The sequence below is a fragment of the Arthrobacter ginkgonis genome (assembly GCF_039540195.1).
Taxonomy (GTDB): Bacteria; Actinomycetota; Actinomycetes; order Actinomycetales; family Micrococcaceae; genus Zafaria; species Zafaria ginkgonis.
The window spans coordinates 95617-116801 of sequence record NZ_BAABEO010000001.1; the positions used below are offsets into that span (position 1 = coordinate 95617).

A 21185-nucleotide genomic window follows, 5' to 3' on the forward strand; every position below is an offset into this window, starting at 1 on the left:
CCAGCCGCATGGAGGAATGGCGGAAGGAGATGCCATGAACGACCTTTCAGCTCATCCTTGGAGTCCCGGGGAAAGAGTCGACTTCTTCTGCCGCGTTGGACAGCGTTACACCCCTGCATTCGTCGATGAGGTCAGCCCCGAGCAGGGGCTTGTCTGGGTGGTCGACGCGAACTGCGGGCTTCGTCAGATGGTGCATGTCTCCGACATCGAAGCGCCCCAGAGGGAGCATTAGCCGCCAGTTCCTGAGCGCATGACGGGCGGGGGCCGGCCCAAGCGTACATATCCCTGGCCACGGACGAAACGCCCTTCCGTTGCAATCCCCATTCGGGGCGATCCTGCCTCGAAGAAACAGCCACCTTGGCATGCCTAATTATCCGAATGACTTGCTTCAAATCCTTTGACATGATTTGTTTAACTCATTGGTCCTATGCGTAAACAGCGTTCTGATTCCAGATTTTAGAAAGGTAAGCGACTGTCGTTTTCCCGGCCGGGGAGAACGGCAACCCTTGGTCTAGCCAGCCTCTTTGAGGGGCAGGGTGCAACGATGAGGAGAAACACATGCAGGCAATCCGCAATGACTTCGAAGCCTCCCAGTTCATCGCCTACGTCGAGGGAGAGGTGGCAGGATCCCTGCACTACCAGATCAGGGACGGCCAAATGTGGCTGCTGGAAGTGGACGTGGACCGCCGCGGGCAGGGCGTGGATGTGGCAGATCGGCTTGTCCAAGAGGCCTTGGGCGAGGCCTGCCACAGGCGGCTGGCTGTCCTGCCGCTCTGCCACGAGGCCAGGAGCCACATCCTTGCCCATCCCCGGTATCTCCGGCTGGTGCCGAGCGAGCGGCGCCAGCGCTTGGGGAAATACGAGCCCAAGTTGCGGAAGCGCTCCTCCGGTCGGACCCGCGCGTCGCAGCAGGGAGCCAAGGGCCGCTTCGCTGCGGTGTCGCATCCGGAAGAGGGAGGCAAGGCAGCATGAACGGCAAGCTTGACGTGAAGGTCGGCGTCGACCTTGAAGGCGCCTCCGCAAAGATCGTCGTCCGCGGCAGCGTGGACGCCCGCAACGTCCAAGCGCTGTACTCCTTGGCGCATCGAGCCAATTCGCTCGCCCCTGGGTTCGACATCACCGTCGATCTGACCGCCGCCAGCACGCAACCCGAAGTTCTCGACGAGCTGCAGGAGTGCGCCGATGCGAAGTCCCTGCCCGGACCTGCCGACGGCCGGCGGACCGAGTGCAACTTGCGCATTCTGACCAGTGACGTGGCACAACATACCGCTTCGGGCTGGGCGCTCGCCGTCTAGCGCCAACCGGATGGGTGGCCCGGAACAGTCGACGGCGGCGGTCCAGTACCGCCGTCGTCGACTGCTCGGTTCTGGTGTCGACGGTCAACGCCATCGTGCACTGCCGTTCCGGCGCAAGCCTTCTCGGCCGCATGAGCACGCCTTGCCTAATCTCTCTCCGGGTTCCTAGGTTGGAAGGCGTACTGCTGGAAACTATGCAACGGAGGCAGGACCTGTCATGAAACCAGCGCACGAGGAAACGGACGCCGCGGGAGGACTTGAACAGGTCGCCCGATCCGTCGCGCCGGCCGTCGGCCCATGGGCGGACGCCTTTGGCCGCGCCGGCTCCCGCACGGGCCAGACCATTCTCATCGCTTTGGGCGCGGCCGGGGCGATCTGGCTGCTCCTGCAGGTCAAGGTCGTGGTGATCGCCGTCCTGGTGGCGTTGATCCTCGCCTCGGCGGTCTCGCCCTTGGTGAGATGGCTGACGGCCAAGGGGTGGAGCCACCTCTGGGCGACCGTCGTCGCCTTCCTAGGCATCCTTCTGGTGGTCGGAGGGATGGTGGCCTGGGTGGTGATGGCCGTCCGCAACGAGTGGAACTCCCTGGTCGCCTCCGCCCTTGAGGGCTGGAACGAGTTGCAAGCGTGGATCGCATCCGGCCCCTTGCCCGTCGATGCCAGCACCGTGGATGCGGCCGCCCGCCAACTCACTGAATTTGTTGCCGGCGGCGGCCTCACGCAAAATATCGCGACCAATGCCCTCACCGGCCTCGGCGCGGCCACCGAGTTTCTGACCGGTGCGACGCTGATGGTGGTGATCCTGTTCTTCTTCCTCAAGGACGGGCACCGCATGTGGAACTTCACGCTGCGCTGGTTCCGTGGCGAACGCCGGGCCAAGCTTGCCGAGTCCGTGGACCGGTCCGCCCAGATCCTCGGGGGCTACGTCCGTGGCACCGCCCTCATCGCCTTGGTCGACGCGGTGCTGATCGGCATCGGACTGGCGATCGTCGGAGTCCCCTTGGCGCTGCCCTTGGCAGTGATCGTCTTCATCGGCGCCTTCATACCCATCGTGGGCGCAACGGTCGCGGGCCTGCTCGCCGCCCTCGTGGCGCTGGTGACCAACGGCCCCGTCCAGGCCCTGATCGTCGTCGGCATCGTGGTTCTGGTCAACCAGCTCGAGGGGGACTTGCTGCAGCCCATCGTCATGGGCCGCACGCTCAGTCTCCACGCCCTGGTCGTGTTGCTGGCCCTGACGGTCGGCACCATCGTCGGCGGCATCTTCGGAGCCATCCTCGCGGTGCCCTACACGGCCGTTGGCTGGGCGGTGGTGCAGGTGTGGAGCACCCGGTACCAAGCCGGGCCCGACCCGGTGCTGGGGGAGGACCCCCTTGACCCGAACGACCGGGCGTCGGATAAGGCCACCCGTGCCCAGCGCATGCGATACCGGGCCATACGTTGGCATGAACAGCGTGGCAGGAAGCTGGGCGCCGTCGATCAGGACACGGCCGAGAAGGATCTTGCCCCAGGCGACCATCAAGGCCGGTGATCAAGGCGCCCAAGGGAAGGCGGTCCAGCGCGTCCGTAGGACGCGGTTGCAGCGGCGCCTAGCTTTCCGGTTAAAGGCAACCGGCCGGCGCCCGCGAGTCTAGGGTGCGGGGGCCGGCCGGTTGGTTCGTGGGAGGCGTGGGGTCAGGCGTGGCTCTCGCGGAGCTTGCCCGCCGGTGCGGTCTCCTCGGCGATTTCCGGCGTCGGACGCTGGCGTTCGCGCAGGAAGTACACCAGCACGGCGGCCAGGACCGAGACAGCGGCGAGGCCGAACAGGCCGGGGATGACGCTGCCGGTCTGCTCCTTGATGATGCCGAAGCCGAACGGGGCCACGAAGCCGCCCAGGTTGCCCAGGGAGTTGATGATGGCGATGGCCGGGGCGAGGACCATGGGGTGCAGGCCGGACTGCGGGATGGTCCAGAACAGCGGGGAGGCGCTCTTGAAGCCCATAGCGGCGACGGCCAGGAACACCAGTGCCAGCACGGGGGAGGCAACGGCGGCGGCGTAGGTGCCGCCGGCGGCGACCAGCAGGGCGACGACCAGCAGCGGACGCTTGGAGCGGGCCTTGTCCTGCAGCTTGCCGGCGAAGTACATGGCGATCACGGCGCAGACCCACGGGATGGAGGAGAGGAAGCCGACGGACAGGTCGGTGGTGCCCGGAATCTGGCGCACGATGCTCGGGAGCCAGAAGGTGTTGGCGTAGATCGAGAGCTGGATGGAGAAGTAGATCAGGCACAGCACCAGGATCTGCGGGTTGAGAAGCATCTTCCAGCGGTTGACCTTGGCGCCGTCCTTCACCGTGTGGGTCGCGTCCTCGGCGTCGATGGTGGCGCTGAGCGCGGTCTTCTCAGCCGCGGAGAGCCAGCGGGCGTCGGCGATCTTCGAATCGAGCAGGAAGAAGACGATGATGCCGACGACGATGGAGAGGATGCCCTCGATGCCGAACAGCCACTGCCAGCCGTGGAGGCCCAAGGCGTCGTCCAGGGTCAGCAGGCCGCCGGCGACCGGTCCCGAGATCGCGGCGGCGATGGAGGAGCCCGCGATGAACAGCGCGGTGGCGCGTCCGCGCTGGCCCGCCGGAACCCAGCGGGAGAAGTAGAAGATGACGGCCGGGAAGAAGCCGGCCTCGGCGGCGCCCAGAAGGAACCGGAGCACGTAGAACATGGTCTCGTTCTGCACGAAGGACATGAGGAAGGCGATGAAGCCCCAGCTCACCATGATCCTGGCCAGCCACACCTTGGCCCCGAACTTCTCCATCATCATGTTGCTGGGGAGTTCGAAGATCGCGTAGGCGATGAAGAACAGACCGGCGCCGAATCCGTACGCGGCGGCGCCGATGCCGACGTCGGCCTGCAAGTGCTCCTGGGCGTAGCCGATGTTCGAGCGGTTCAACTGGTTGCAGACCAACATGACCAGCATGATGGGCAGAACCCTGGAGAAGAACTTCTTGGTGGCTGAGGCAACGTCCAATGCGTTGACGTCTACAGGCCGCATACGGGGATCCTTCGGAAATAGGGGAGCTGGTGAACTGGGGCACCCATACATGTGCCGGGTACCACAGCCATCCGGAACCTTACTCACACTCCGCGATGCGCGTCCAAGAGTGAACAGATATGGTTCGATGCCCCGAGGGCATCATTCCACTTCGATCCCGACTGGCGTGCGCCAGCGGCAAACAGAATTCGACGCCGGATCCCGGCATCTGCCGAAATGTGACGCGCGCCCCGCGCCGGAAGGCTGTCCGGCCCTTAAACGGGAGAACCCAAACGGGCGAAGGCCCCAGCTTGGGGGAAGCTGGGGCCTTCTCATCACTCGCACCTTTTGGAGGTGTTTTCAACGCTAGAGGGCCAGCCTGAAAAATCCCGGGGTGCGAGGTGGGTATTGCCCGGCTCGGGGCGCGCTCGCCCTCTGGGCTGCCCCGTTGCGGACCATCAGCGGGGTTAGGCTGTGGCTTGGCCGAAATGCGGCCACTCAACATCGCTCGCATCCGGGGGGAAACCATGTCAGAGAACAATTCGGATAATCCGCAGCCGCAATACCCGGCAGGGGTGCCGCAGGACCCCTACCAAAAGCAGCCGCCCCAGTACCCGCACCAGCAGCAGGCGCCGTACCAGCCGGGCCCGGTGCAGCAGGTGCCGCCGCAGGGCTACGGACAACCGTATCCGAACTACCAGCTGCCTTCCGAGCAGAAGTCGAAGCTGGTGGCCGGCCTGCTCGGCATCTTCCTCGGCGGCCTGGGCATCCACCGGTTCTACCTGGGCTACACCACCATCGGCGTGATTCAGCTGCTGCTGACCGTCGTCGTGGGCATCTTCACCTTCGGACTGGTGGCCCTGTGGGGATTCGTCGAGGGCATCATGATCCTCTGCGGCGCGCAGGTGTTCCGGGCCGACGCCAAGGGCGTCCCGCTGCGCGACTAGCGGGAGCGGTCGGGGCCGGGGAGTGCGACGCACCGTGAGCGTCCCCCCCGGCCCTGAAGCGTGGAATCGCCTCCGGCGGCGGAGAACTGGCTGAGAGGCGTCAGCCCGACGCTCCGGCAGCGGCCTGATACTCGCTACACCTACGGGAACCTAGCGTCGCGGACACATGCCGACTTCAGCGGTCTGCGCCAGTAACAGCCGCGGCATGCCCGGGGATGACCGGGAGGGGCTCGCCTGGGGCCGGGGCAAACATTGATACGAACTTTAAAAGGGGCGGGGAATACCTTGGATCTACTGGGCGGCATGAGCCGCGACGAACTCCACATCTTTTCTTGGGCTGCGGCCGCCGTCTTCGCGCTGGTGGCCGGCGTCTGGCAGTGGCGCAGGCTGCATTGGACCGCGCTTGGCTCCGTCCTGCTCTTCGCGGCCCTCAACGCGGGTGCCGGGATCTACGTCCTGTTCCATTTCGGTGATTCGCGCTGGTCCGCAGGGGGAGAACCGCCGCTGAGCGCTCCGTCGTTTGCCGGGACGCCTCTCGTGGGGCAGTATCTGGTCCCCCTGGACTCCGCTCTGAACGCAGTGGTCGGTGGGGTGAACGAGTTCCTGGCATTCAAGCAGGCAGTTCCCGTAGCGCTGGACTTCCTTGCCGCGTCCGGCTCGGCCCTGCTGGTGTCCTTCCCGCTTGCCCTTCTCGCCGCCGTCATCAGTTTCGTCCGGGCCAGGCGCCGAGCGGCGGCCTTCGAAAAATACCGTGCCACCGTTGATCTGCTCAAAGAAGAGCTTGAGCAGATCAAGCGGCAGATCTCGTCAAAGAATTCCATCGTCTCGGCACTCCCTGCAGAGGACGTGGTCACGGTGGGGCCGTCACAAGTTGCCCGGCGGGTCTTGGAGTGGGACCAGAAATAGCCGTCCCACCGGGGCTATCCAAACCCGGCTTGGGAACCGAATCCAGTACGGGTGGGAAAGCACCACGGGTGAACCCTGCCCATCCAGCGGAGAGGAGACCTCCGCGCGGCGCATCCTCGCGCCGTTCCCGGCCTTACACGGGTGCAGAGACGAGCGAAGGCCCCAGCCTGGGGGGAAGCTGGGGCCTTCTTCATCACTCGCACCTTTTCAGGTGCTTTCAACACTAGAGAGCCAGTCTGCAAGATCCCTGTGTATCACGTGGGAGTTGCCCCGGCTCGGGTGCCCGATTAGAGCGGGCGGATGTTCTCCGCCTGCAGGCCCTTGTTGCCCTGCACCACGTCGAACTCGACCTTCTGGCCCTCTTCGAGCGACCGGTATCCGCTGGATGAGATCGCCGAGTAGTGCGCGAAGACGTCATCGGATCCGTCGTCGGGGGCGATGAATCCAAAGCCCTTTTCGGAGTTGAACCACTTCACTGTTCCAGTTGCCACTTGCAAGCCCTTCGGTATTCATAATCGCCCAGATGGGACCCCTCCAGCCTATGGGCGCTGACTAGGCACGTGCAAGGAAAAAGACGCCCTCCAAAGGAACGGGCCGCCAGCGCACGGCCGGCCCGCCGACATTAGGGTCGACGGGCAGGCCGGGGCGGGCGCGGAAGCGGCCGCTCTACTTCACGCTTTCTGGGCGTTCGGCGCGCAGTTCCGCTTCCTGCAGCTCGGCCAGCTTCGCGTGGCGGAGGAGCTTGAACTCCGGATCCGCCCGCGTTTCCTTGATCAGGGAGATGCCGAGCAGCGCCACGATCAGTGTGAAGGGAAGGGCCGAGAGCATGGCCGCCTGTTGGAGCGCCACCAGGCCTCCGACGACGAGGAGCAGGACGGAGCAGGTGCCGGTGAGCACGCCCCACAGGGTCAGAACGGGCCTGCTCGGGGTCAGGGTGCCCTTCGAGGAGAGCATGCTCAGCACGTAGGTGTTGGCGTCTGCTCCGGAGATGAAGAACAGGGCGACCAGGATGACGGTGACGACGGCGGTGACCTGCGGCAGCGGGAGCTGGTCCAGCATGGCGAAGAACGCCGAGTTGATGTTGGCCGTGGTCGCCTCGCCGATGCCGGCGCCGCCCATGTCCATCTTGATCGCGGAGCCGCCGAAGATCGTGAACCAGATGAAGAAGACCAGGCTGGGCACGCCCAGGACGCCGGCGACGAACTGGCGCACGGTGCGGCCCTTGGAGATCTTGGCCAGGAACACGCCCACGAAGGCGCCCCAGCTCAGCCACCACGCCATCATGAAGTACGTCCACCACTGCATCCACTGCAGCTCATCCCCGGTGGACGGGGTGATGAGGCTCATGGAGAAGAAGTCGTTGGCGTACTGTCCCACGGAGCGGAAGAACAGGTTGGAGATGAAGCTGGTGGGCCCGGCGACGAAGACGTAGATCGCCAGGATCACCGACAGGCCCATGGTGATCTCGCTGATGTACCGGATGCCCTTGTTGACGCCGGAGAGGGCGGAGAGGGTGAATAGGACCGTGATCACGGCGATGATGACGATCTGCACGGGCAGGCCGTTGGGCAGGCCGAAGACGCGGCCCAGGCCCTCGTTGATCTGCGAGGCGCCCAGCCCCAGGGAGGTGGTGGTCCCGAAGAGGGTGGCGATGATGGCGAAGACGTCGATCGCCTTGCCGAACCACCCGTCCACGAGCTTGCCCAGGACGGGCCGGAGCATGGGGGAGACCAGGCCGGGACGGCCCTTGCGGTGGGTGGAGTAGCCGATGGCCAGCCCGAAGACCCCGAAGATGGCCCACGCGTGCGGTCCCCAGTGGAAGAAGCTGAACTGGAGCGCGCGCACCGCCGCGTCCATCGTCTCCGGCTCGGCCGAGGCGTGCGGCGGGACCATGAAGTGGGACATGGGCTCCGCGACGCCGTAGCTGACCAGGCCGATGCCCATCACCGCCGAAAGGATCATGGCCAGCCACGCCCGGGTGCTGTACTCGGGCCGGCTGGTGTTCGAGCCGAGCCGGATATCCCCGTACCGGCTGAGCGAGAGGTAGATCAGCAGGCCGATGCACATCAGCGGAACGACGAGGTAGGCCCAGCCCAAGGATCCGGCGACCCAGTTCATGGTGTTGGTCATGGTGTCGCCGAGGCTGGTCGGGGAGACTGCGGCCCAGAGGACGAAAGCGGCAATCAGGCCCACCGACACCGCGAAGACCGCGCCGGGACGGTTCGGGGAAGGCGTCTTCGAGGAGGACGTCTTCTTCAGGCGGGTGCGGGGCTGGACGGGTGGGTCGAGTTGTTGGACCACGATGTTCTCCGGTTCTTGTCGTCGGAGGCGCCTTGGGGCGCTCCGGACGGGCTTCACAGCTGGGTGAGGTCGTCGCTGTCGTAGAAGCGGCCGGCTTTGTAAACGATCGGGCTGGCCTCGGTGACTTCCGCGTGACGGACGCGGCAGATGAAGACGGTGTGCGTCTTGGCTTGGAACCGTTCGCGGATTTCGGCTTCCAACGACGCCGGCGAGCCGTCGATGAGCGGGCTGCCGTGCGGGCCGGCGTGCCAATCGACCTGCGCGAACTTGTCCGGCTCCTTGGAGGCGAACGTCGCCACGGTCTCGCGCTGCCCGGTGCCGAGGATGTTGATCCCCAGGTGGGTGGCCGAGAACAGGGCGGGGTAGGTGGAAGAGGTCTTCTGGATGCAGACCATCACCAGCGGCGGCTCGAGCGAGACGGAGGCGTAGGAGTTGACCGCCAGGCCCTTGGGCTCGCCGTCGGACTGCGTCGTCACGACCGTCACGCCGGTGATGAACTGGCGGTTGAAGCCCTTCATGACCTGGGGATCGGGCTCGTCGCCGGTCAGGTCGTGCACGACGACCTCGCCCGGGTGCTCCAAGGCATCGCTGAGGTGGCGGACCCCCAGGCTGTGCAGCAGTTCCGAACCGTCCCAGGTCACCTCCTCGCGATCGATGCGCCCGTCGACCAGGGTCAGGTGGTTGCAACCGCGGGTCTCGACCCGGCGCTGGGTGGCCGGGACGCCGAGGTACGGCTGGGTGTGGGTTCCGGTGCTCGTCCAGAAGACGGCGGCGGTGTCTCCCTGCACGACGATCGATTCGATCGTGGTGACCAGGTCGGGGAAGCCTGCCCGTACGGCGAGGATCTCCTCCTGTAGCTGCTCCAGGGTGCTGCTCTGCCCGCTGGCCCGGCTGATGCGGACGTAGCCGGGGGTGACGGCCTCGGTGAGGGCGGCCACTTCGCCGCAGTCCCAGGCGCTGTGCCAAGTGGATGTGAGGCTCTTTTCGAGTTGCTGTTGCATGGCACAAAAACGTAATGCCCATCACAGGCTCCGGTCAATGGTTTGGGGGAAATTCCCCTCAAACTCCCTGTTTCGGCGGTTTTCCGGCGTATTTCGACCATGTGTCTTGACGCACAGCGAGGGCTGCCCCTACGGTTTGTTGTATGCAAGAAGCCGTCGAGAACCTGACCAAGGATGCCAGCGATTCCGAGGGCGCCCTCCTGGACCGGGTGAGGAACCTGGTCCTGAGTGGGCGCTTTCCGCCCGGGGCTCCGGTCTCCGAGGTGCTCCTCGCGCAGGAGTTCGAGGTGAGCCGCACCCCCATCCGGGAAACGCTCAAGCAACTGCAGCACGAGGGACTGGTGGAGATCCGCCCGAAGGTGGGCACGTTCGTCCGCGAACCCACCCGCCGGGAGATCGTGGAGCTCTTCCAGCTCAAGGAATGCCTTGAGGGGATGGCGGCCGGCCTGCTGGCCCGGCGCGGACCGGTTCCCGAACTCGAGATCCTGGAACGCAACGTCGAGGAGTCGGACCAGGCCGCGGCCCACCAGGACGCGGCCCGGTACGCCGAGCTGGTCCACGAGTTCCACCGCACGCTCATCCTCGGATCCGACAACAGCAAGCTGGTGGAGCACTACGACCGGCTGATGAACCAGCTCGCCTACCACCGGCTGGTCCTGCGCACGGCCGAGCACCCGGGACGGATCACCTCATCGACTGCGGAGCACCGGGCGGTCCTGGCGATGATCCGCGCCAAGGACCACTTCGGCGCCGAGGCCGCCATGCGCAACCACGTCTACGCCTCGTCCCGCGAACTGCTCTCCGACGCCCGGACGGCGTCGGACCACACCCTTTCCTAGAACCTTCCGGAACTTCCCCAGCACCACGGCTGCCGGCCCCGCCCGGCGCGAAAGGACAACCATGCGCTTCTCCATCTTCCAGGGCCTGGCATGACCGCCGCCCAGACCCCCGGGATCCGCAAGATCGTCTACTACCAGGAGGAAACCTTCCTGGAGAACGGGCAGGAGCCGGCCGTGCCGGCCGTGCGCGCCGCCGCCGCGGCCGTCCTGGCCAACCCCTGGACCGGAAGCGGGCCCTCGGCCGACCTCGCCTCCGGCTCGGAAAGCGTGGCCCCGCAGTTGGCCCGCGTGCTGAGCGACCGCCTCATCGAGGGCCTCGGGGGAGCGGAGCGCATCGAGGCCTTCGGCAAGGCCGCCATCGTCGGCACCGCCGGGGAGATCGAGCACGGCGCCGCGCTGATCCACACCCCCTACTTCGGGAACCTGGTCCGCGAGTTCCTCGAGGGCAGCTCGATCCTCTGCTTCGCCGACGACCGCGCGGAGGCCGGCCAGCCGCTGGTCATCCCGATGTGGCACAAGACCGCAGCCGCCACCCGCAGCCACTACCAAACCATCACCACCCGCATCGGCGACGGTCCCCGCGCCGACGAGATCGTCATCGCCGCAGCCGCCTCCACCGGCCCGCGTCCGCATCCGCGGATCGGGGACCGCAGCACCGATCCGACCGTTACGTCCGCCATTCTTGAAGGAGCAAACGCATGAGCACCCCGCGCAAGATCTACACCATCGTCGAAGAAACCCTCCTGGAAGGTGGCCGTCCGGTCGAACCCGCGGCGCGCGTCGCCGTCGTTGCCGCCGTCATCCCCAACCCGTGGCACGGCCAGGGCTTCGTCGAGGACCTGAACCCCGGCATCGATGAGGTGGCCTCCGCCATCGGCGAGCTCCTGGCCCCGCGCGTGGTCGAAGCGCTCGGCACCACCGTCGAGGCGTACGGCAAGGCCGCCATCGTCGGCCTCGAGGGGGAGATCGAGCACGGTTCGGCCCTGATCCACACCCTCAAGTTCGGCGACCACTTCCGCAAGGCCGCCTACGCCACCACGCTGCTGCCGGCGGTGGAGAAGCGCGGACCGGCCGGAATCGTCTTCGACATCCCGCTCAAGCACATCACCGACGCCACCATCCGCTCGCACCACCAGAGCATCGAGGTCCGGCTCGCCGACGCCCCGCACCCCGGCGAGATCGTCATCGCGCTGGCCGCCGCGGCGCAGGGACGCCCGCAGCAGCGCCTGGCCCCGCTGAGCACCGAGCAGTGACCATGGTCCAGCCCCTGCCGATCGTCCTGCTCCACGGCGTGGGGCTGGACCACACCATGTGGGAGCCCCTCCAGGCGGAACTCGCCGCGCTCACCGACCGTCCCGTCGTCGCACTGGACCTGCCCGGGCACGGCGGCCAGCCGCCGCTCACCGGCCCGGCCACCCTGGCCGGACTCGCCGCGGACGTCGCGGAACGGATGCCCGGCCCGGCGCACGTGGTGGGCTTCTCCCTGGGCGCGCTGATCGCCCAGCACCTGGCCCTGCACACGCCCGAGTTGGTCGCCTCCCTGACCAGCGTCAGCTCCGTGTGTTCGCGCACCCCGCAGGAGGCGGCGTCCGTGCGGAGCCGGCTGGAGAACGCCCGCCATGACTTCCCCGGAAGCGTCGAGGCGTCCATCGGGCGCTGGTACCCGGAAGATTCCGGGGTCGACGGCGGGACCGTGGCGGGAACGCGGGACACCCTGCTGGCGAACGTCGAGGAGTCCTACCTGTACGCCTACGAGGTCTTCGCGACCGCCGATGCCGAGATCGGCCCCGAACTCGGCCGCATCTGCCTCCCGTCCCTGGCGGTCACCGGCGAATTGGACCCCGGTTCGACGCCGGAGATGTCCCGCCGGCTCGGCCGCGCGATCCCCAACTCCAGGACGGTCATCGTTCCCGGGGCGCGGCACATGCTGCCCGTCGAGCAGCCGCGCGAGCTCGCCCTGACCATCCACCGCTTCATCGAAGAATCGAGCCGAGAAAACCATGAGTGAGCGCTACGACCACTTCATCAACGGCCGCACCGCGGCCCCGATCCGCGGCGAATACTTCCCCAGCTCCAACCCTGCCACGCTGGAGGTCCTCTACGAGGCCGCCCGCGGCACGAAGGAGGACGTGGACGCAGCCGTCGAGGCGGCCGGCCAGGCCTTCGACAACCCGCTGTGGCGCGACCTCTCGGCGACCAAGCGCGGGCACCTGCTGCGCCGCCTGGGCGACCTGGTGGTGGAGCACGCCGAGGAACTGGCCCGGATGGAGACCCAGGACAACGGCAAGCTCCTGCGCGAAATGCGCGCCCAGCTGACCACCCTGCCCGAGTACCTCTACTACTACGCCGGGCTGGCCGACAAGGTCCAGGGCAGCCAGATCCCCACCAGCAACATCCAGGTGCTCAACTACACCCAGCGCGAGCCGCTCGGCGTCGTCGGAGCGATCACCCCCTGGAACTCGCCGCTGACCCTGACCACCTCCAAGCTCGCCCCGGCCCTCGCGGCCGGCAACACGCTGGTCATCAAGCCCTCCGAATACACCTCCCGGACCGTCCTGCGCCTGGCCGAACTCGCCACCGAGGCCGGATTCCCGGACGGCGTGATCAACGTGGTTACCGGCTACGGGGTCGAGGCGGGCGCGCCCCTGGTGGACCACCCGAAGCTGGCCAAGATCTCCTTCACCGGATCGACCGCCACGGGATCCTCCATCGCGTCCTCGGCGGCCGCGCGCTTCATCGGCTGCACCCTGGAACTGGGCGGCAAGAGCCCGAACATCGTCTTCGACGACGCCAACGTGGACAACGCCGCCATGGGCGTCATCGCCGGCATCTTCGCCGCCGCCGGACAGACGTGCATCGCCGGCAGCCGTGTCTTCGCCCACCGCTCCGTCTACGACGAGCTGCTGGAGAAGGTCGCCGAACGGGCCCGCAGCATCGTCATCGGCGACCCGATGCTCGAGGCCACGGAGCTGGGCCCGCTCGCCTTCGACGCCCAGCAGCAGAAGGTGAACTCCTACGTGGAACTGGGCGTCTCCGAAGGGGCCACCGTGCTCACCGGCGGGTGCCGTCCCGACGTCGCACTGCCCGGCTACTTCTACGCACCCACCGTGCTGACCGACGTCAACAACGACATGCGCGTCACCCGCGAGGAAATCTTCGGACCCGTGGCGGCCATCATGCCCTTCGACACCGAGGACGAGGTCCTGGCGCTGGCCAACGACACGCAGTACGGCCTCGCCGCCGGCGTGTGGACGCAGAACCTCTCCCGCGCCCACCGCATGGCCCGGCGCCTGGAGGCGGGCACCATCTGGGTCAACACCTACCGCGCCATGTCCCCGATGTCCCCGCGCCAGGGGTTCAAAAACAGCGGCGTCGGGATCGAGCACGGCCTCGAGTCCATGCACGAGTACACGCGCCTGAAGAGCGTGTGGATCAACATCGATGAGGGGCCGGTCGCCGATCCCTTCATCATGCGCAGCTAAAGGAGAGCCCCCATGCCGCTGATTGACGTATCCATCGCCGAGGGGCGCAGTCCCGAGCAGTTGCGGGCCCTCGTCGCGGCCCTCCACCGCGCCGCGGAGGAGTCCGTGGGCGCGCTCCCGGAGAACACCACGGTGATCATCCGCGAGGTCCCCACCACCCACTGGTCCAAGGCGGACCAGACCATCGCCGAACGGCAGGCCGCAGCCCAGGCGGGTGCACCCACCCGCGCAGCGCCGGTCGAAACCACCGCAGAATACAGGAGCCACTAATGCGCTTTTCCCTCTTCGTCCACATGGAGCGCTGGGACGAGAGCGTCTCACATCGCGAATGCTTCGAGAACCTGACGGAACTCGCGCTCATCGCGGAGGCGGGCGGCTTCAGCACCGTCTGGATTGGTGAGCACCACTCGATGGAGTACACCATCTCTCCCAGTCCCATGCCCCAGCTCGCCTACCTGGCTGCACGCACGTCGAAGATCCGCCTGGGTGCCGGAACGATCATCGCCCCCTTCTGGAACCCGATCCGTGTGGCCGGCGAAACGGCGCTCCTGGATGTCATCAGCAACGGCCGGGCGGAAGTGGGACTGGCGCGAGGCGCCTACCAGTTCGAGTTCGACCGCCTCATGGGCGGCATGTCCGCGGTCGACGGCGGCAAGCACCTGCGCGAGATGGTGCCGGCCGTGCGCGCGCTCTGGGAAGGCGACTACGCCCACGACGGCGAGGTCTGGCAGTTCCCGACCTCGACCAGCGTCCCCAAGCCCATCCAAAGGCCGACCCCGCCCATGTGGATCGCCGCCCGCGACATCTCCTCGCACGAGTTCGCCGTCGCCAACGGCTGCAACGTGATGGTCACGCCGCTCATGAAGGGCGACGAGGAGGTCGAGGACCTGGCGCACAAGTTCGACACCGCCGTGGAGAACAACCCCGGCGTCCCCCGCCCGGACCTCATGGTGCTCCGCCACACGCACGTCCACCCCGCGGACGAGCCCGACGGATGGCGGCGTCCGGCCGAGGGCGTCCAGAAGTTCTACCGGACGTTTGATGCCTGGTTCGGAAACAAGACCACTCCGAAGAACGGCTTCCTCGAGCCCAGCCCTGCCGAGAAGTTCGACGGGCGGCCCGAGTTCACGCCGGAGTCCCTCCATGAAACGGCGATGATCGGGACGCCCGATGAGGTGATCGAGCGTCTGCGCCACTACGAGGCACTGGGCGTCACCGAGTTCAGCCTCTGGTCCGACAACAGCCTGACCCACGAGGAAAAGAAGCGCTCGCTGGAGCTCTTCATCGAGCATGTCGTGCCGGCCTTCCAAGAGCAGTCCGCACCAGCGCAGTCCGCACCAGCGCAGCCCGCCTCGGCGGCACGTTGATGTCCACCGGCCGCCCCGCAGGCAAACGCGCCTGCGGGGCGGCCGCTTTCGTGTGGGCAGGGGCAGGGGCTTGGGGGAAGGGCAGGGCCGGCGGGTGATCCCCATCCCGCATCGGACGATCCACGGATGGTATTGGACCACGGTTCTCCCGCTTCCTAGCTTGGGAAGCACCCCTATGAAGGAGAATCGTGACCCGCTCCCACGACGCCATCCGCAGCGTCAAGCTCTCCAGCGTGACTTTGCCGCTTTCCACCCCGATCTCCGATGCGAAGGTGTTCACCGGCCGGCAGAAGGCCATGACCGAGGGGATCTTCCTCTTCGCTGAGATCACCACCGAGGACGGCCGCGAGGGGATGGGCTTCAGCTACTCCCTGCGCGCGGGTGGCCCGGCCCAGTACGCCCACGCCGTGGAGGTGGCCGACGGGCTGATCGGGGAGGACCCCAACGACATCGCCCGGCTCTACACCAAGCTCATCTGGTCCGGCGCCTCCGTGGGCCGTTCCGGCGTCGCGCCCCAGGCCATCGCCGCGCTCGACACGGCCCTGTGGGACCTCAAGGCCAAGCGCGCCGATCTTTCGCTGGCCAAGCTGCTCGGAGCGCACCGCGACTCCGTGCGGACCTACAACACCTCCGGCGGCTACCTCAATTCGACCCTGGAGGAGGTCAAGGAGAAGGCCACGCAGTCGCTGGAGGCGGGGATCGGCGGCATCAAGATCAAGGTGGGCCTGCCCGACGGGCGCGAGGACCTGCGCCGGGTCGCCGGGGTGCGCGAGCACATCGGCGAGGACGTCCCCATGATGGTGGACGCCAACCAGCAGTGGGACCGCACCACCGCCCTGCGCATGGGACGCAAGCTGGAGGAGTTCGGCCTGACCTGGATCGAGGAACCTCTGGACGCGTACGACGCCGAGGGCCACGCGGAGCTGGCCCGCTCGCTGGACACGCCGATCGCCACCGGCGAGATGCTCTCCGCCGTCCCGGAACTCGAGCGGCTCATCACCGCCCGCTCGGCCGACATCCTGCAGCCGGACGCCCCGCGCATCGGCGGCATCACCCAATTCCTGCGCGTGGCCACCCTGGCGGACCAGGCCGGACTGGACCTTGCCCCACACTTCGTCATGGAGATCCACCTCCACCTGGCCGCCGCCTACCCGCGCGAGGCCTGGGTGGAGCACTTCGACTGGCTGGAGCCGCTCTTCGACGAGCGCGTCGAGATCGCCGACGGCCGGATGATCGTCCCCACCCGGCCGGGTCTCGGCCTGACCATCAGCGACCAGGCCCGCGCCTGGACCAAGGACACCGCCGTCGTCGGCCGGCTCTGACCGCGGCCGCCCGGCCGGGCCGGCAGGTGTTCTGGCTAGTGTGCCCCGATGGCCACGGCCAGATCCGCCGCATGCCGGGCAGGCCGGCGTCGACCCTCACGTGCCTATCTACCCTTGACGCGTCCTATATCCAGCTAGCGGGTCGCCTTGGCGGCGACGATGAGCCGATTCATGAGCTGGTGCAGCAGGGTTAGTTCCTCCCGGGACATCCCGAGGCGGCGCATCATTTCCACGGGCACCTGCAGTGCATCCTGGCGCAGGATCCGCCCGCGCTCGGTGGGGGCGATGGCGAGGGTGCGCTCGTCCTCCGGCTTGCGCTTGCGCTCCACATAGCCCGAGGCCTCGAGGCGCTTGATCAGCGGGGACAGCGTCCCGGGATCCAGCTGCAGCAGGGAGCTCAGTTCCTTGACCGAGAGGGGAGCGTTCTCCCACAGGGCCAGCATGACCAGGTACTGCGGATGGGTCAGCCCGAGCGGTTCCAGCACCGGCCGGTAGGCGGCAACCACGCTGCGGGACGCGACGGACAGCGCAAAGCACACCTGCCGTTCCAACGCCAAGGCGTCGATGCTTTCGTCCTCCACCGGTCCCATCCTTTCTCGTGTTTGCCGCTACCGATCTTCTCACCTTTGCGTGGTGGGGGTTGTGTGCCCGCGGACCAGCGTCTTTGTTGGTGCACCAATTGTTTGCGTACCATGTAACTACCGACGCTTGCTCGCGGGCCCTATGGGGGCCGCCGACGAAACGAGAACCATGAACCCCGACACTCCCTTGCCGATCGTTGCGGACACCACGGGACTCACCCGCGGCTACAGGTTCCGCTGGGGCCTTCAGTACCTGGGCTTTTCGATCTTCGGCCCGGCCGACCAGCGCGTGGAGAACAGCCCCAAGGAACGCCTCAAGTGGGAGCGGGCGCGCAGGGTCCTGCGCGCCTACGAGGAGTCGGGGCAACAGGCGCCGGCGGAAGTGGTGGAAACGGCCAACCGCTGGTGACTCTTCGCCGGCGGGGCTGGCTCGACGCCGGCGAAGAGGCGCCGGCCGCTGCGTTGGGTCCGTCCGAGCCCTGAGAGTCCAAGGCATTAAGGTCCGAGGCATTAAAGAGAGAAGCCCCAGCCTTGGGGGGAGGCTGGGGCCTTACTCTCATCACTCGCACCGTGTGAGGTATTTATAAAGATAGCGAGCGAGTCTGCGAACAACCTGAGCGCCGGATGGGAAATCGCACAGGAACTCCGGCTCCGGGGGAGCGGGGCGACACCGGCCCGCATTAGGTGGGGCCCTCTTCGTCCTCGGGCGGCATGAAAATGGACTCGATGGGCTGGTTGAAGAGGCGGGCAATGCGGAAGGCCAAGGGCAGGGAGGGGTCGTAGCGGCCCGTCTCCAAGGCGTTTACCGTCTGCCGCGAAACGCCGAGCTGGTCCGCAAGCGCCCCCTGGGTCCAGCCGCGGCCCTCACGCAGCTCCCTCAGGCGGTTGTTCATTGCCGTCCCACAACGGCGCCGGTGGCAATCCATCCCAGCATTCCCGCGCCGTAGACGATCCACCCCATTCCCGTCAGGCCGAGCCCGGCGATCTCCAGGAAGCCCACCGTCACGGAGGCGACCATGGCCACGGCGAAGCCCCCTCCGAGCGACTGCAGCAGAAGGAACCGCTGGTAGTCGTCGATCCGCCGCACATGGCGCAGGACGGCCCGCACCATCCACAGGGCGGGGATCACCGGCAGGACCGCCCAGAGGAATCGCCAGGGGCTGCTGCCGTCCAGGTCTCCCCAGAGCAGCACGGCGGTGAGCACCACCGCATAGCCGGCCATGCCCGGCCAGAAGTCGAGGTGGTAGGCGCGGGAGATGCCGCGGTCTCTCTCGCTGCGATCCTTCTTGTCAAGCTTGCTTGTCATGCCTCCATCGTGGGGCGGTCTTTCGCGGATGTCAAGGATGCTTGTCATCATCCGGCGTGGTTGGCCGTCTTCCATGGGGGACCTTTTCGGGGAAACGCGGAGGCGGAGGGCGGGCCGCGGCCCGCCCTCCGCCTCACGGACCTGCAGGCTAGGCCCGCTCCAGCTCGATGCGCGAGGAAACGATGCCCAGCTCCGGCATCCTGGCCCCTTCCATCTCGCCGGTGCGGCGGAACGAGGTGGTCCGGGCCAGCAGTTCCTCCAGCGCGATGCACAACAGCAGGCGCGCCATGGGGGCACCCGGGCACCGGTGGCGTCCGCGCCCGAACGCCATGTGGTCATGGACGTTGGGCCGGTCCAGCCTGAACTCGTCCGGGTCCTCGAACACCGAGGCGTCCCGGTTGGCGGACGCGTAGGTCAGGGTGACCGGCTCGTTGGGCAGGATCTCCCGGCCCAGGACCGTTACCGGTTCGACGACGGTGCGCGCGAAGCCGCGGTACGGTGCGTAGAGGCGCAGGAACTCCTCCAGTGCTTCCGGAATGAGCTCCGGATTCCGCCGCAGCCTCTCCTGGAGTTCCTGGTCCTCGCCCAGGTGCGCGGCGATGGACCCGATGACGATCGGCGGCGCCACCATCCCCACCACCAGCGACTGCCGCAGGGCCCCGACGATCTGCTCCTCGTCCAGGGGCAGGCCGTCGGCCCGCTCGGCCAGCAGGGAGCTGGCCGGGTCCTCGTCCACCGGCCGGGGATTCTCCCGCCGGTCGGCCACGAGCGCCCGGGCGATGCCGTACATCTTCCCGCTCATCTCGTTGACGACGCCGGCGTCCTGCGAGCGCCACGCGCGGACCCAACTGGCCGCGGTTTCGGCCAGCACGGGTGCGGTCTCCGCGTCCAGGTTGAGCCATTCGGTGGTCACCCAGGCGGGGAAGATGGCCCCGAACTCCTGGGCGATGTCGCCGCCGCCGCGGGCGAGCAGCGGTTCGAGGGATTCCGCTGCGTGTTCGCGCAGGCGGGGCTCCAGCCGCTCCAGCCTCCGGCGCGAGAGCGTCGCGTCCAGCGCCTTGCGGAACGGGGTGTGGTCCGGCGCGTCGAAGTTCAGCGGGGGCCTGCGCAGTCCGCGCGGATCGCTGGGCACCACCGCCTTGACGGAGGAGATGAAGGTCCGGTCGTCCATCGCCGCCGCCTTGATCTCCGGGTACGTGGTCAGCGCCCAGAACCCGCCGTACGCGTCGCTGTAGGCCACCGGGCAGCGCTCCCTCAGTTCCCGGTAGAGCGTGTGGATGTCCACCGGATCGTCGGTGGCCGAGGGATCGAAGTCCTGGGTGATCGTTCTGGTGCTCATGCCCGTACCTCTTGGATGGTGTTTGGATCGTTGGTGCTTTGGTTGGTGCCGGCGCCGGGGGAGTCGAAGCGCACGTCCCTGGCCCCGTCCACCAGCGCTGCCCCCTCCACCACCAGCGCGGCCTCCTCCTCCAGGAGCCATCCCTCGCCCACGAGTTCCGCGGCCCGCCGCGCGACGAGCTTCCGGTAGTTCTCCGCGGACCCGTAGCGTTCCAGGAGGACCTCGTCCGGGAAGGGGAGCACGTGCGGGTACAGCCACCCGCGCGACTGGCCGTCGGCGTCGTCCGCCGTGGTGCTGTGCGGCACGTAGGTCGCGGCCGGGACGTCGACGTAGGTCGAACGGACGCCGCCGACGGCGTTGCAGTCCGCGTCGCGCTCCAGCGGACGGGCCTCGGGCCACGGGGCGCGGAGCCCGGTTTCCGCGAAGGGAATCCGCTCGGCGCGCGGGGCCGGCGTGCCCTCGGCCACCCACCGGTCCAGGTGCTCGTACGCGGCACGGGCGGCGAATTCAAGCGGGAAGGTGCTCCACTGCTCACGGATCGGGGTGGCGGGGCGCCGGTGCCGCAGCGCCACCTCGTCGCCCGGCCATCCGGTGCGCGGGCGGTAGGACGAATGCCCGGAACCGGCCACCTGGTACAGGCGGTACGGGTCCTGGGGGTCGTCGGAGTCGGGGCGCAGCACGCCGGAGTGGGTTTCGGACTCGTTCTCGCTGAGCAGTTCGATCACGGGCACGCCGTACGCGCCGATCGTCCGGCGCGGATCGTCCTCGGGAAGGACGGGGCACCCGTCGCTGAGCGGGGTGTATCCGCCCTCCAGGAAGCCGCCGGAGGAGATTCCGATCAGGTAGCCGTCCACCGCGGGCCCGCCCTCGGGGGTGCGGGATGCGGCGTGGAACCCGTCGCCGAGGAAGACGCGGCAGAACGTGCCGGTCATCGACCAGCCGGTCAGGTACAGGCGGGACACCGCGCCGGGGCCCAGGCCCTCGAAGGCTCCCGCGCGCAGGGCGGTGACGACGTCGGACATGATGCCCCAGCCGAGCCCGTTCGCGGGAAGGGAGAGGGCACCGTAGCGGGCAGGGTCGATGGACTCGGCCATGGTCCTGGCCCAGCCCGCGGCGGTGGTGACCCCCACCCAGGTGTGTCCCTTGCGGATGATCCAGGGGTGCGCCCCGCGCCAGCTCGAATCGTTGGCCGATCCCGGATGCAGGGATTCGCCCACGACCACGCCGCTGGCCGCGGAGGCCTCGGCCGGCCGCCGCACCAGTACGCGAGTGGTGTAGGGCAGGTCCGCCTGGGCCACCTGCCGGCTCCAGTCCGCGCCGTAGGTGTAGGTGTTCTGGGTCCCGGAGACGATGAACTCGTCCTCGACGTAGCCCACCTCCTCCAGGTCCACGCCGTGTTCCTCGCCCACGGCCCAGCCGCTGGTGAACGGGCGGTTGGAGCGCTCGGTGCGCGTCCTGTGCACAATCTTCAGTCCGGGCATGCCGTCCTTCTTTCGCCTCGT

Annotated in this window: 24 protein-coding genes; 15 read left to right on the top strand and 9 right to left on the bottom strand. The window is 67.7% G+C overall.

Going from position 1 to position 21185, the window contains the following annotated elements:
* The first annotated feature begins 34 nt into the window (after positions 1-34).
* The 4 genes from ABD912_RS00380 to ABD912_RS00395 all read left to right on the top strand — a co-directional run bounded on the left by ABD912_RS00380 (position 35) and on the right by ABD912_RS00395 (position 2820).
* Positions 35-232 (top strand): hypothetical protein, encoded by a 198-nt coding sequence (locus tag ABD912_RS00380; protein ID WP_345147628.1) that lies wholly within the window; start codon positions 35-37, stop codon positions 230-232.
* 326 nt (positions 233-558) lie between these two features.
* The gene (locus ABD912_RS00385) at positions 559-972 is read left to right on the top strand and encodes a GNAT family N-acetyltransferase (protein ID WP_345147629.1); all 414 of its coding nucleotides are present in this window, start codon (positions 559-561) and stop codon (positions 970-972) included.
* The gene (locus tag ABD912_RS00390; RefSeq protein WP_345147631.1) at positions 969-1295 is read left to right on the top strand and encodes a hypothetical protein; all 327 of its coding nucleotides are present in this window, start codon (positions 969-971) and stop codon (positions 1293-1295) included. The genes ABD912_RS00385 and ABD912_RS00390 overlap by 4 nt, the downstream gene beginning before the upstream one ends.
* A gap of 217 nt (positions 1296-1512) precedes the next feature.
* A complete protein-coding gene (locus ABD912_RS00395) occupies positions 1513-2820 on the top strand; it encodes an AI-2E family transporter (protein ID WP_345147632.1) in 1308 nt (435 codons plus the stop codon).
* Between the two features lie 143 nt (positions 2821-2963).
* Here the strand turns inward: ABD912_RS00395 and ABD912_RS00400 are convergent, their stop codons facing one another.
* A complete protein-coding gene (locus ABD912_RS00400; RefSeq protein ID WP_345147633.1) occupies positions 2964-4313 on the bottom strand; it encodes an MFS transporter in 1350 nt (449 codons plus the stop codon).
* Between the two features lie 506 nt (positions 4314-4819).
* On the opposite strand from ABD912_RS00400, the gene ABD912_RS00405 reads away from it, so the two are divergent.
* Together ABD912_RS00405 and ABD912_RS00410 are read left to right on the top strand one after the other, a co-directional pair.
* Positions 4820-5239 (top strand): TM2 domain-containing protein, encoded by a 420-nt coding sequence (locus tag ABD912_RS00405; RefSeq protein ID WP_345147635.1) that lies wholly within the window; start codon positions 4820-4822, stop codon positions 5237-5239.
* A 303-nt stretch (positions 5240-5542) separates the two neighbouring features.
* Positions 5543-6145: a hypothetical protein gene (locus ABD912_RS00410; protein ID WP_345147637.1), complete on the top strand. Its 603-nt coding sequence runs from the start codon at positions 5543-5545 to the stop codon at positions 6143-6145.
* A gap of 287 nt (positions 6146-6432) precedes the next feature.
* On the opposite strand, the gene ABD912_RS00415 is transcribed toward ABD912_RS00410, so the two are convergent.
* The 3 genes from ABD912_RS00415 to ABD912_RS00425 form a co-directional block, all read right to left on the bottom strand.
* The gene (locus ABD912_RS00415; protein ID WP_345147639.1) at positions 6433-6636 is read right to left on the bottom strand and encodes a cold-shock protein; all 204 of its coding nucleotides are present in this window, start codon (positions 6634-6636) and stop codon (positions 6433-6435) included.
* 175 nt (positions 6637-6811) lie between these two features.
* The gene (locus ABD912_RS00420) at positions 6812-8446 is read right to left on the bottom strand and encodes a BCCT family transporter (RefSeq protein ID WP_425547998.1); all 1635 of its coding nucleotides are present in this window, start codon (positions 8444-8446) and stop codon (positions 6812-6814) included.
* A gap of 53 nt (positions 8447-8499) precedes the next feature.
* Positions 8500-9447: a flavin reductase gene (locus ABD912_RS00425; protein WP_345147640.1), complete on the bottom strand. Its 948-nt coding sequence runs from the start codon at positions 9445-9447 to the stop codon at positions 8500-8502.
* Positions 9448-9590: 143 nt separating this feature from the next.
* Between ABD912_RS00425 and ABD912_RS00430 the strand changes: the two genes are divergently transcribed.
* From ABD912_RS00430 to ABD912_RS00465, 8 genes are all read left to right on the top strand, one after another.
* Entirely contained in the window at positions 9591-10286 is a 696-nt protein-coding gene (locus ABD912_RS00430) for a GntR family transcriptional regulator (RefSeq protein WP_345147641.1), read from the top strand.
* 90 nt (positions 10287-10376) lie between these two features.
* Positions 10377-10988 (top strand): amino acid synthesis family protein, encoded by a 612-nt coding sequence (locus ABD912_RS00435; RefSeq protein ID WP_345147643.1) that lies wholly within the window; start codon positions 10377-10379, stop codon positions 10986-10988.
* Entirely contained in the window at positions 10985-11539 is a 555-nt protein-coding gene (locus ABD912_RS00440) for an amino acid synthesis family protein (protein WP_345147645.1), read from the top strand. Before ABD912_RS00435 ends, ABD912_RS00440 begins: the two co-directional genes overlap by 4 nt.
* A 2-nt stretch (positions 11540-11541) precedes the next feature.
* Positions 11542-12294 carry an alpha/beta fold hydrolase gene (locus ABD912_RS00445; RefSeq protein WP_345147646.1) on the top strand — a complete coding sequence of 251 codons (753 nt, stop codon included), beginning with the start codon at positions 11542-11544 and terminating at the stop codon, positions 12292-12294.
* Positions 12287-13768, top strand: a complete 1482-nt coding sequence (locus ABD912_RS00450) for an aldehyde dehydrogenase (RefSeq protein ID WP_345147648.1) — start codon at positions 12287-12289, stop codon at positions 13766-13768. The genes ABD912_RS00445 and ABD912_RS00450 overlap by 8 nt, the downstream gene beginning before the upstream one ends.
* A 12-nt stretch (positions 13769-13780) precedes the next feature.
* Positions 13781-14038, top strand: a complete 258-nt coding sequence (locus ABD912_RS00455; protein ID WP_345147650.1) for a tautomerase family protein — start codon at positions 13781-13783, stop codon at positions 14036-14038.
* Entirely contained in the window at positions 14038-15135 is a 1098-nt protein-coding gene (locus ABD912_RS00460; protein WP_345147652.1) for an LLM class flavin-dependent oxidoreductase, read from the top strand. The genes ABD912_RS00455 and ABD912_RS00460 overlap by 1 nt, the downstream gene beginning before the upstream one ends.
* A 188-nt stretch (positions 15136-15323) precedes the next feature.
* Positions 15324-16457, top strand: coding sequence for an L-talarate/galactarate dehydratase (locus tag ABD912_RS00465; protein WP_345147654.1), 1134 nt, complete (start codon positions 15324-15326; stop codon positions 16455-16457).
* A 134-nt stretch (positions 16458-16591) separates the two neighbouring features.
* On the opposite strand, the gene ABD912_RS00470 is transcribed toward ABD912_RS00465, so the two are convergent.
* Entirely contained in the window at positions 16592-17047 is a 456-nt protein-coding gene (locus tag ABD912_RS00470; RefSeq protein WP_425547999.1) for a MarR family winged helix-turn-helix transcriptional regulator, read from the bottom strand.
* A gap of 160 nt (positions 17048-17207) precedes the next feature.
* On the opposite strand from ABD912_RS00470, the gene ABD912_RS00475 reads away from it, so the two are divergent.
* Complete coding sequence (locus ABD912_RS00475; protein ID WP_345147656.1) at positions 17208-17447, top strand: hypothetical protein; 240 nt, start codon at positions 17208-17210, stop codon at positions 17445-17447.
* Positions 17448-17718: 271 nt separating this feature from the next.
* Here the strand turns inward: ABD912_RS00475 and ABD912_RS00480 are convergent, their stop codons facing one another.
* The 4 genes from ABD912_RS00480 to ABD912_RS00495 form a co-directional block, all read right to left on the bottom strand.
* Positions 17719-17931 carry a helix-turn-helix transcriptional regulator gene (locus ABD912_RS00480; RefSeq protein ID WP_345147657.1) on the bottom strand — a complete coding sequence of 71 codons (213 nt, stop codon included), beginning with the start codon at positions 17929-17931 and terminating at the stop codon, positions 17719-17721.
* Entirely contained in the window at positions 17928-18344 is a 417-nt protein-coding gene (locus ABD912_RS00485; RefSeq protein WP_345147658.1) for a hypothetical protein, read from the bottom strand. Before ABD912_RS00485 ends, ABD912_RS00480 begins: the two co-directional genes overlap by 4 nt.
* Positions 18345-18492: 148 nt before the next feature.
* Positions 18493-19683, bottom strand: a complete 1191-nt coding sequence (locus ABD912_RS00490) for a cytochrome P450 (protein ID WP_345147659.1) — start codon at positions 19681-19683, stop codon at positions 18493-18495.
* The gene (locus tag ABD912_RS00495; RefSeq protein ID WP_345147660.1) at positions 19680-21164 is read right to left on the bottom strand and encodes an alpha/beta hydrolase domain-containing protein; all 1485 of its coding nucleotides are present in this window, start codon (positions 21162-21164) and stop codon (positions 19680-19682) included. The genes ABD912_RS00490 and ABD912_RS00495 overlap by 4 nt, the downstream gene beginning before the upstream one ends.
* Between the last annotated feature and the right edge of the window lie 21 nt (positions 21165-21185).